Annotated in this window: 10 protein-coding genes and 2 pseudogenes; 4 read left to right on the forward strand and 8 right to left on the reverse strand. The window is 70.8% G+C overall.

The genetic code is table 11. The annotated features are described in order from the left end of the window. Nucleotides 1-354 (reverse strand): annotated as a pseudogene (locus ASD62_RS20310) (hypothetical protein); the annotation flags it as partial. A 227-nt stretch (nt 355-581) separates the two neighbouring features. On the opposite strand from ASD62_RS20310, the gene ASD62_RS08515 reads away from it, so the two are divergent. From ASD62_RS08515 to ASD62_RS08525, 3 genes are read left to right on the forward strand one after another with little or no spacing between them, the layout of a single operon-like run. Next, nucleotides 582-1,223 (forward strand): GNAT family N-acetyltransferase, encoded by a 642-nt coding sequence (locus ASD62_RS08515; RefSeq protein ID WP_235530665.1) that lies wholly within the window; start codon nt 582-584, stop codon nt 1,221-1,223. A gap of 15 nt (nt 1,224-1,238) precedes the next feature. Further along, entirely contained in the window at nt 1,239-2,351 is a 1,113-nt protein-coding gene (locus ASD62_RS08520) for a DNA glycosylase AlkZ-like family protein (protein WP_056915590.1), read from the forward strand. Between the two features lie 38 nt (nt 2,352-2,389). Then, complete coding sequence (locus ASD62_RS08525; protein ID WP_082580980.1) at nt 2,390-3,757, forward strand: pyridine nucleotide-disulfide oxidoreductase; 1,368 nt, start codon at nt 2,390-2,392, stop codon at nt 3,755-3,757. Between the two features lie 87 nt (nt 3,758-3,844). On the opposite strand, the gene ASD62_RS08530 is transcribed toward ASD62_RS08525, so the two are convergent. Then, nucleotides 3,845-4,495 carry a hypothetical protein gene (locus ASD62_RS08530; RefSeq protein WP_056915592.1) on the reverse strand — a complete coding sequence of 217 codons (651 nt, stop codon included), beginning with the start codon at nt 4,493-4,495 and terminating at the stop codon, nt 3,845-3,847. A 152-nt stretch (nt 4,496-4,647) separates the two neighbouring features. After that, nucleotides 4,648-5,247 (reverse strand): dienelactone hydrolase family protein, encoded by a 600-nt coding sequence (locus ASD62_RS08535; protein WP_056915593.1) that lies wholly within the window; start codon nt 5,245-5,247, stop codon nt 4,648-4,650. Nucleotides 5,248-5,308: 61 nt separating this feature from the next. Here ASD62_RS08535 and ASD62_RS08540 point away from each other — a divergent pair, with 61 nt between their 5' ends. Beyond that, nucleotides 5,309-5,890 carry a winged helix-turn-helix domain-containing protein gene (locus ASD62_RS08540; protein WP_056915594.1) on the forward strand — a complete coding sequence of 194 codons (582 nt, stop codon included), beginning with the start codon at nt 5,309-5,311 and terminating at the stop codon, nt 5,888-5,890. A 4-nt stretch (nt 5,891-5,894) separates the two neighbouring features. On the opposite strand, the gene ASD62_RS08545 is transcribed toward ASD62_RS08540, so the two are convergent. The 5 genes and pseudogenes from ASD62_RS08545 to ASD62_RS08560 all read right to left on the reverse strand — a co-directional run. Continuing rightward, a complete protein-coding gene (locus tag ASD62_RS08545) occupies nt 5,895-6,203 on the reverse strand; it encodes a DUF4229 domain-containing protein (protein WP_056915595.1) in 309 nt (102 codons plus the stop codon). A 16-nt stretch (nt 6,204-6,219) separates the two neighbouring features. After that, entirely contained in the window at nt 6,220-7,218 is a 999-nt protein-coding gene (gene ccsB / locus ASD62_RS08550) for a c-type cytochrome biogenesis protein CcsB (RefSeq protein WP_056915596.1), read from the reverse strand. Further along, on the reverse strand, nt 7,215-7,492 hold a 278-nt coding region (locus ASD62_RS20650; RefSeq protein ID WP_235530666.1), incomplete at its 5' end, for a cytochrome c biogenesis protein ResB. The genes ASD62_RS20650 and ccsB, both read right to left, overlap by 4 nt. A 1-nt stretch (nt 7,493) precedes the next feature. Continuing rightward, a pseudogene (locus ASD62_RS08555) lies at nt 7,494-8,654 on the reverse strand (cytochrome c biogenesis protein ResB); the annotation flags it as partial. Nucleotides 8,655-8,709: 55 nt separating this feature from the next. After that, the coding region (locus ASD62_RS08560) for a cytochrome c biogenesis CcdA family protein (protein ID WP_235530667.1) at nt 8,710-9,276 on the reverse strand (567 nt) is incomplete at its 5' end.

Raw genomic sequence — 9,276 nt, forward strand, 5'->3', positions numbered from 1 at the left:
CACCCTCACCGGCGCATTGGCCGCCTTGCCGAACGCCGCAGCAACGTCCACCACCGCCCGCGCACCACCAGCCCGCGTCGACGGCGCATGACGACGCACCCACGACACCAAACCCAACGCCTCCGGCCCGCTACCGGGCTCACCACGCTCGATCGCCTCACCCACCACCGCCACCCGGGCCGCATCACACGCAGCCCCCAACGCATCGACCTCACCCAACAGCTCAGCCAACCCGCCGACACCACCAGCCGCACCCCCACCGGCCTGCCACAACCAGTCCCCCAGACCGGCCAACGCCACCCGGGCAGCCGCGATCGACTCGCGTCGCTGCACCAGCGTCTGGCCCCCATCCATACGACAACCCTAGCCCCGACCACCGACAGCCATCGAACTCCGCCGAGACACCAAAACCGTTGCACCCCAACGGATCCCGACTGCCAGACCTGTCCGGGAACGCAACCCGCCAGGACCCATCCTGTGGACAACGAGACGTGACGTGCCGCCCTGTGGACACGCGGCCGGAGCCGGGACTGACAACTTTCCGGAAGCCGATCGTCCGCTTCGAGGTCTACCGTGTCGCCATGGCGGGGACAGCAAGGCCCACGACGACGAAGACGACGACCACGAGGACGACCAGGTCTCCCGTGGCCACGGACGAGCTCAGGGTCGAGGCCCTCGGACCGGACACGTGGGCGGCATACGCGGCCCTCATGGAGCGGCACAACGGGGTGTTCGGCGGGTGCTGGTGCACGTACTTCCACACCATGGCCGGCGAGAAGACGTACGACGCGGACTCCAACCGCGCCCTCAAGGAACGGCTCGTCCACTGCGACCGGGCGCACGCCGCAGTCGTCCTGCACGGCGACGAGGCGGTGGCCTGGTGCCAGTACGGCCCGCCGGACGAGCTGCCCAACATCTACCACCGCAAGCAGTACGAGGAGACGAGCGAGCGCCTGCCCGACTTCCGGATCACCTGCCTGTTCGTCGACAAGCGCTACCGACGTTCCGGCGTCTCCGCGATCGCCCTGCAGGGAGTCCTGGACCTCGTGGCGGCGGCCGGTGGCGGGGTCGTCGAGGGGTACCCGCACGACAACGACGGGAAGAAGATGTCGGTGCTGTACAACGGGACCCGCGCCCTGTTCGAGCGAGCCGGCTTCACCTACGACCGCCCCAAGGGCGCGAAGAACTGCGTCATGACCAAGACCGTGGCAGCGGCGGGCTGAGAGGTCGGCGCACCGATGGGCACGCGCACCGAGGTGTCGACGACGTGGGCGCAGGCCCTGTCGTGGCGCCTGCGGCGACACCTCCTCGATCCCGTCGGCACGCAGGGGGTCGCGGAGGTCGTGCGCCGGCTCGGCGCCATACCGTCGATGGACGAGTCCCTCGCCGAGCTGGCGGTCCGGACGCGCCAGAGGTCCTCGACCCCCGGGGGGCTCGCGGAGGCGTTGGCCGAGGGCACCGTCATCAAGGCCTTCGCCTTCCGCGGCGCGGTGCACCACCTGTCGCCGGAGGAGGGCGGCGCCTACCTCGCACTCCGGTCCGCGGGGCGACAGTGGGAACGCTCGAGCTGGGTCGAGCACTACCGGCTCACTCCAGAAGCGTGGCCGGACTTCCGGGCCGCGGTCCGTGAGGCGGTCGCGGACGGTCCCCTCACCGTGCAGGAGCTCGGGGAGGCCCTGGCCGGGAACCGCGCGTACCGCCACCTCCGTCCGGTGTTCGACGAGGGTGCCGGCACCCTCGTGAAGCCACTGACCTGGCAGGGCGACGTGAGCATCGCGCCCGCCCGCGACGGCCGCCTCACGCTCCAGCGCCTCGACACCAACCCGCGCTGGCGCGGCATCCCCGACCTCGACGAGGCCGGGGCGTATGCCGTGTCGGCCTACCTGCGCGTGTACGGACCGGCCACCCGCGACCACGTCCACTACTGGCTCGGCAACGGCCTCAGCTCCGGGCGCAGGCGGATCGACGGCTGGCTCGCGGCCTTGGCCGACGACCTGGCGACGGTCGACCTGGCGGGCACCCCGGCCCTGGTCCTGGCGGCAGACGTCGACGACCTCCTCGCGGCGGAGCCGTCGGACGCGGTCCGGTTCCTGCCGGGTCACGACCAGTGGGTCATGGGCCCCGGCACCAAGGACGTCCACGTCACTCCGGCTCCCCTGCGAGAGCTGATGACGCGCAAGGCGAACCCCGTCGTCCGGGGCGGTCTCGTGTGCGGCACCTGGGCGACGAAGGCGAGCGAGCTGACCGTCACCTGGCTGGACGGGAGCCCGCGCCCTGACCGCGCACTCCGGCAGGAAGTGGCGCGCCTGGCCGAGATCCTCGGCATCGAGCCGAAGGTGTCCTTGCGCTGACCATGGACGAGCCACCCGGGGAGTGGCAGCGTGGCCCCGTGACCCGCGTCGTCGAAGCCGACTACCTCGTGGTGGGCGCGGGCGCCATGGGCATGGCGTTCACCGATGCGCTCGTCGACCACGCCGATGTCCGCGTGGTCCTGGTCGACCGTCGCTACGGTGTGAGCGGGCACTGGCTCGAGGCATACCCCTTCGTGCGACTGCACCAGCCGTCGTGCTTCTACGGGGTGGCGTCGACCCTGCTCGGCGGCGGCAAGGTCCAGCAGGACGGTCCCGAGAAGGGCCTGCAGGAGCGGGCCACCCAACCGGAGATCTGCACGTACTACGCCCACGTCCTCGACCGGCTGGTGAGCAGCGGGCGGGTCGAGTTCCACCCCGCCACCGAGTACGTCGGCAACCGCACGTTCGTCTCGCGGGTCTCGGGCGCACGGTCCGAGGTGCGGCCGGGGTGCCGGATCGTCGACGCCCACTACCTGTCCCCCAGCATCCCGGCCGAGACGCCGCCACCGTTCGCGGTGGCCGAGGGCGCCCGGGTGGTGTCGGTGAACGACCTCGTCAGGGTGGACGAGGCACCGAGCCAGTACGTCGTCGTCGGGTCGGGCAAGACCGCGACCGACGCGTGCGTCTGGCTCCTCGCGCGCGGCGTCGACCCGGATGCGATCTGCTGGGTCAGGCCACGGGATCCCTGGATGCTGAACCGAGCGGTCATCCAGCCGGACCCGGCGGTGTTCCTCGGGATGCTGGCCGACCTGATGCAGGCTGCACGGCACACCCGATCGCTGGACGAGCTGTTCCTGCGGCTCGAGGACCGCGGCATCATGCTGCGCCTCGACCCTGCCGTCACCCCGGCCATGGCCAAGGCGCCGACCCTGGCCACGTGGGAGCTCGAGGAGCTGCGGACGGTGGAGAACGTGGTGCGCCGGGGACACCTCCGGGCCGTCGAGCGGGGCCGGCTCACCTTCGAGCACGGTTCGGTCGCGGTCGCCCCGGACGCCCTGGTGGTCCACTGCGCGGCGGACGGCCTCAAGGTCCCCGGGCGGGTGCCGGTCTGGCGGCCCGAGGCGATCACGCTGCAGACGATCAGGGCGGGGTTCCCCTCGTTCGGGGCCGCGTTGACCGGCTACGTCGAGGCGACCCGAGGCGACGACACCGAGAAGAACCGGATCTGCCCCCCGTCGCAGTACGGGAACACCCTCCAGGACTGGGCGCGGATGATCGTCCACGGCACCCGGAGCACGTTGTCGTTCTCGGTGGAGGACGACATCCGTGAGTGGTCGACAGGCGTCGCTCTCAACCCGGCCAGGGTTCCGCCCGGCCACCCCGGGTCGACCGCCCTCGACGACGCCCGAGAACGCCTGGCGACCCACACGGGACCGGGACTGGCCCGACTGGCCGAGCTCATGTGACCCGGGCCCCGTCGGGTAGGGCACGGACCGTGCGATCCCCCCGAGGTGCGAGGACCGCACGGCCCGTGGCCGCACACCGTGGAGCGACTAGCTGTAGTCCTTCTCCGAGAACGTGTGGCTGAAACCGACGACCGTCCCGCTGACCACGTAGGACCCGCTGATCGTCGTCTGGAGCTCGACCCAGTCGACCTTGCCGGACTCGTCCTGCGCCGTCGCGACGATGCCGCTGGTGCGGGCGATGACGTTGTTGGTGGCGCTGCACGCCTTGGCCCCCGAACGGTTGACCGTCACGGTCACGGTGTCCGAGCTCGAGCTGTAGGTGTAGCCCACGCCCGGTCCGTCCTTGGACACGGTGCCGCCGAGGCTCCAGGACGACGACGACTTGATCCCCGTCATGTGGATCCGGATCTTCTGGCTCACGCAGAAGGCCCGGTAGTTGCTGCCCTTGATGATCCAGCTCTCGAAGGGGTAGTCCGACGACGGGTAGCCGACGACCGCACGGCGTCGCTCGTCGTCGTTCAACGGGTCGTTCTGGGTGCACCAGCGCACCCTGCCCGAGTGGTAGATCCAGGCGCTGCGCCCGGACTGCGTCCAGTGCTGGTCCGCCGTGAGGTAGCCGTCACTGTGCTTGTAGTAGTCGGTGCCGCACCCGTCCGCGGCGTAGGCCTGGGTCGGCGCGAGAACCGATCCCCCGACCAGTGCTGCGACGACCCCGACCCGCTTGAGCGTGCTGAACATACGTGTCCCCTGTCCCCGTGTTCCCCTTGCCCCCACCCCCTTTGATGGAGGTGCTGGGACACTAGCAGCGGGAATCCGCCGTGTCGCGGGTCAGGATGCGCCACCGAACCCGCCCGTCCAGCGAGCTTTCGGCCAGGGCGCCGGCCGCGGGCCTACACCTCGTCCGCGGTGCGCCCCACGCGGTCGAGGAACTGCAGCGCCCGCTGCGTGAGCAGGTCCGCAGCCTGCGCGTCATACGCGGGCAGCGAGGAGTCGGTGAAGAGGTGCTCCTCCCCCGGGTAGAGGAAGACCTCTGCCTGGTCGGTCGACGCGGCGAGCGCGCGGGCCGCGTCGAGGTCGCCACCCTCCTCGGCGAAGAAGGGGTCCGCGTCCATGCCGTGCACCTGCACGGGCACGCCGTCGGGCCAGCGCTCCCCGAACTCGGAGACGGGGATGCATCCGTGCAGCAGCAGCGCGCCACGCGCCCCTGCCCGGGTCTGGGCGAGCTTCTGGGCCGGCATCACGCCGAGCGAGAACCCGGCGTAGACCAGGTCCGCCGGCAGGTCCTCGACGGCGGCCACTCCACGATCGAGGAGGGTGTCGAACCCGACGGAGCGCGCGTGCGCCATGCCCTCGTCGATCGTCGTGAACGTGCGGCCGTCGAACAGGTCCGGCGTGTGCACGGTGTGCCCGGCCTGCCGCAGCTCGTCCGCGAACGCCCTCACCCCCGGCGTGAGCCCCTGCACGTGGTGGAACACGACGACCTCGACCATGACTTCCTCCTCCAACGATCCAACAGTATGGAACGTTCTGTGAGAGTAGTCTGATCGGGCCATGGCTGACAACACCCCTCCCGACTACGAGCTCGCCGACCGGCTCGCGCTGACCACCCCGGCCCAGGTCCGGGCGATCAGCAACCCCCTGCGCACCTCGGTCCTCGGCCTGCTGCACGAGCGGGCCGCCACGGTCACCGAGCTGGCGACCGCGGTGGGCCGCCCCAAGAGCACGATCGCCCACCACGTGAAGGTCCTGGCCGACGCGGGTCTGGTCCGCGTCGTGCGCACCCGTCGCGTCCGCGCCGTCGAGGAGCGCTTCTACGGCCGCACCGCCCGGATGTTCCACGTCGCCGTCGAGCGGGGCGCCGGCGAGCCCGACCTGCCGGGCGACTTCAACGACTTCGAGGTCGCCGCGCAGGAGTCTGCGGCCGCGTTCCGGGACGGGAAGCTCTGGGGCTTCATCCGCCACGCCCGGCTTCCGGAGGACCGGGTCGGCGAGTTCTGGGAGCGGATGGCCGCCCTCGTGCGGGAGTTCGACGAGCTCCCGCGGTCCGGCGACACCGTCTACGGCTTCGCCGTCGGCGTCTACCCCACCGACGGGCCGTCGCTGCCCGAACCCTCGGCCGCGACCCCCGGCTAGCGGGTCAGCGGTACTGGACCGGGCCGCCCTCGTCCTCGGCGTCCTCGGCGGACTCGTCGCGCCCGTGGACCGTGCCCACGCCCGCCGCCGCGGCGGCCTGCTTTGCCTCGGTGCGGCGCTGCACGCGCTCGGCCAGCTGCCGGGTGCTCTCCTCGCGGAACCGCGCGAGCACGAAGTACGACAGCACCATGGAGATCAGGGCGCTGAGCACGAGCAGCATCCACTGCTGGTCCTTGTCGCGCAGGCCGAGCAGCCAGAGCAACGACAGGACCCCGAAGAAGACGAGCAGTCGCAGGACGGAGTACCGCAGCATGGTTCGGGTGGTTCCTTTACAGGCCTGAGTAGGAGTGCTGGCCGACGAAGAACACGTTGACGACGGCGAAGTTCACGATGATGCAGGCGTAGCCGGCCAGGGCGATGTACGTCGCCGTCTGCCGGCTGATCCCGCTGGTCGCCCGCGAGTGCAGGTATGCCGCGTAGACGACCCAGATCACGAAGGTCCAGACCTCCTTGGGGTCCCAGTTCCAGTAGGACGCCCACGCCTGGCGGGCCCAGATGGCCCCGGCGATGAGGGTGAAGGTCCACAGGGGGAACGCGACGATGTGCAGGCCGTAGGCCGTGCGCTCGAGCGACGGCGCGTCGGGGAACCGGTCGAGGAAGCTGCTGCGGCCGGAACGGGCGAACGCGTCCTTGACGAGGTAGACGGCCGACGCGGCGGCGCCGAGGGTGAAGATGGCGCTGGCCAGCACGGCGACGGTCACGTGGATGACGAGCCAGTAGCTCTGCAGCGACGGGAGCAGCTCGGCGGCCTCGGTGTACCAGACCCGGACGGCCATGCCGAGGACGAGCAGGATCGGGCCGGTGATGAACAGTCCCAGCCAGCGCAGGTCCCGCTTGGTCGCCCAGACCGAGAAGGCGATCGAGGTGAACATCGACCCCATCACGGCGAACTCGAACATGTTGCCCAGCGGCCACCGGTCGACCGACAGGCCGCGCAGGGCGATCGACACGACGAGCAGCATCCCGCCCAGCCAGGTCGTCGTCGCACCGATGCCGGCCGCCGCACGGGCCCGCGAGGGGACGTCCGACTCGTCGGGGCGCCCGGGGCGCGGGGTCCCGGACACAGGCGTGCCCGCCGTCTCCGAGGGGGCACCGGCGGAGACGAGCTCGCGGTCGACCGCGACCTCCGGCGCCCGGTCGCCCGCGCGGTCGCGGGCCGGGAGCAGACCGGCGAGGTAGACGGCGTAGCACAGCATGGCGATCGTGAAGACCGCCATCGCCGAGTAGAGGCTGACGTTGGCGTAGCCCGCCAGGGTCTCGTTCGTCATGCGCTGCCCAATCGTCGTTGCACGGTGGCGAGGATGTCCTCGACCACCTCCTGGAGCCCGTCGTCGTCGCCCTTGGCGAGCCCGCCGACGGTGACCACGGTACGTCCCGCCTCCGGTGCAGGGGAAACCCGCACGAAGACCCGACGTCGCCGCACCACCAGCGAGGAGATCAGGCCGGCGAGCGCGAGGAGCGCCGCGGCCAGGGTGATGAACTTGCCGGGGTCGTGCCGGATTGACAGCCCGGCGAACCGGTCCACGCTGTCGAAGGTGATCGNCTTGTCGGTCTTCACCTGGGTCATCTCGGCGGTGTCGAGGACGTACACCGACTGCGGCCGACCACCCGGGAAGAGGGTTCCCTCGAAGAGCGTCAGTGCGAGCGCCGGCTTCTTGGCGTCGGGGAAGATCGAGGTCGGACCCTTGTCCTTGTCGATGATGGCGGTCGGCAGGAACAGGCCCGAGAAGCCGAGCTGCTTGGGCCCGGCACCGGGCACCTTGATGGCCCCGACCGACGTGTAGTTGTTGTCCTGCGCGAGGAACGGCACCGGTCCGCTGTAGGTCTTGTTGCCGTCCTTGTCGCGCACGGTGACGACCGGGGCGTAGCCGTTGCCCAGCAGGAAGACCCCGGCGTCGGTCATCTCGAGCGGGTGGTTGACCTTGATCGTCGACTGCTTGGGCGTGGCGCCGGGCACGGCCTCGGTCGTGACGTGTGCGGTGAAGTCGCGCGGCTGGCCGAACTGGCCGCGCCCGGTGACGTTCTCCTCGAAGGTGGCGTCGAGCTTGTCGACCTTGAGGCTGAACGGGGACAGCTTCTGCGGGTCGACCCAGGGCCCGGGGGCGAACGTGTCGTACTGCAGCAGCGTGTTCGAGAAGGTCTTGCCCACGGGGACGATCACGTCGCCCTTCCAGCCCCACAGGTGGCCCACGGCGACGCCGATGATGACGAAGATCAGCGACAGGTGGAAGACCAGGTTTCCGGTCTCCTTGAGGTAGCCCTTCTCCGCGCTCACCGAGGTCTCGTCGTGCGAGTCGGTGCGGAACCGCTTGCCGCGCAGCACCTCACGAGCCGCGTCGAGCACCTCCTCGGAGGTGGCCTCCAGCTCGGCCCGACCCGACGACGGCAGCCGCTCGGGCCGCGCCGGCGCCCGCGGCGGCCGGGAGCGCATCGCGGTCCAGTGCACCTTGCTGCGGGGCAGCACGCAGCCGACGAGGGAGACGAACAGCAGCAGGTAGATCGCCGCGAACCACGGCGAGGCGTACACCTCGAAGAACCCGAACCGGTCGAGCCACGGCCCGGCCTTGGGGTGGTTGGCGATGTAGTCGGCGGTGCGCGCCGAGTCGATGCTGCGCTGCGGCCAGATCGAGCCCGGCAGGGCGCCGATCGCGAGGAGCAGCAGGAGGAAGAGGGCGGTGCGCATGCTCGTGAGCTGGCGCCACATCCAGCGCAGCCAGCCCACGAGGCCCAGCCTCGGCTGGGTGATGGTGTCGGCCACGTCAGATCACCGTCTGGAATCCGCTGACCAGCGAGGTCTGCAGGTATCGGGTCCAGGACTCCCAGACACCGGTCACGAGGAGGACCCCGATGACCAGCAGCAGGGCGCCGCCGAACAGCTGGATGCCGCGCTGGTGGCGGCGCAGGAAGGCCGAGACCCGCCCGAACCGCTCGAACCCCGCGGCGATGAGGAGGAAGGGCAGGCCCAGACCGAGGCTGTAGGCCAGCGCGAGGATGGTGCCGCGCGTCACCGCCGACTGGTCGCCGGTGATGGTGGCCAGGGCGACCACCGCCCCCAGCGTGGGGCCCGTGCAGGGCGCCCAGCCGAGACCGAAGACCGCCCCGAGCAGGGGCGCGCCCGCAAGTCCCGAGGCCGGACGGCGGTGGATCTTCAGCTCGCGCTGCGACCCTGCGCGGGTCCCCACACCGAGGAAGACCAGCGCCATGAGGATGACGAGGACGCCCCCTCCGCGCATGAGCAGCTGACGGTGCTCGACGAAGGTGGCACCGAGGCTCGCGAGGAACACCGTCGTCGCCATGAAGACGACCGTGAATCCGAGCACGAACAG

Source organism: Phycicoccus sp. Root563, from assembly GCF_001427915.1.
Taxonomy (GTDB): Bacteria; Actinomycetota; Actinomycetes; order Actinomycetales; family Dermatophilaceae; genus Pedococcus.

What these genes read in the sequence shown, in the direction of transcription:
- ASD62_RS08515 (WP_235530665.1), top strand. Translation starts at nt 582, where the DNA reads ATGGCGGGGACAGCAAGGCCCACGACGACGAAGACGACGACCACGAGG.
- ASD62_RS08520 (WP_056915590.1), top strand. Translation starts at nt 1,239, where the DNA reads ATGGGCACGCGCACCGAGGTGTCGACGACGTGGGCGCAGGCCCTGTCG.
- ASD62_RS08530 (WP_056915592.1), bottom strand. Translation starts at nt 4,495, where the DNA reads ATGTTCAGCACGCTCAAGCGGGTCGGGGTCGTCGCAGCACTGGTCGGG.
- ASD62_RS08535 (WP_056915593.1), bottom strand. Translation starts at nt 5,247, where the DNA reads ATGGTCGAGGTCGTCGTGTTCCACCACGTGCAGGGGCTCACGCCGGGG.
- ASD62_RS08540 (WP_056915594.1), top strand. Translation starts at nt 5,309, where the DNA reads ATGGCTGACAACACCCCTCCCGACTACGAGCTCGCCGACCGGCTCGCG.
- ASD62_RS08545 (WP_056915595.1), bottom strand. Translation starts at nt 6,203, where the DNA reads ATGCTGCGGTACTCCGTCCTGCGACTGCTCGTCTTCTTCGGGGTCCTG.
- ccsB (WP_056915596.1), bottom strand. Translation starts at nt 7,218, where the DNA reads ATGACGAACGAGACCCTGGCGGGCTACGCCAACGTCAGCCTCTACTCG.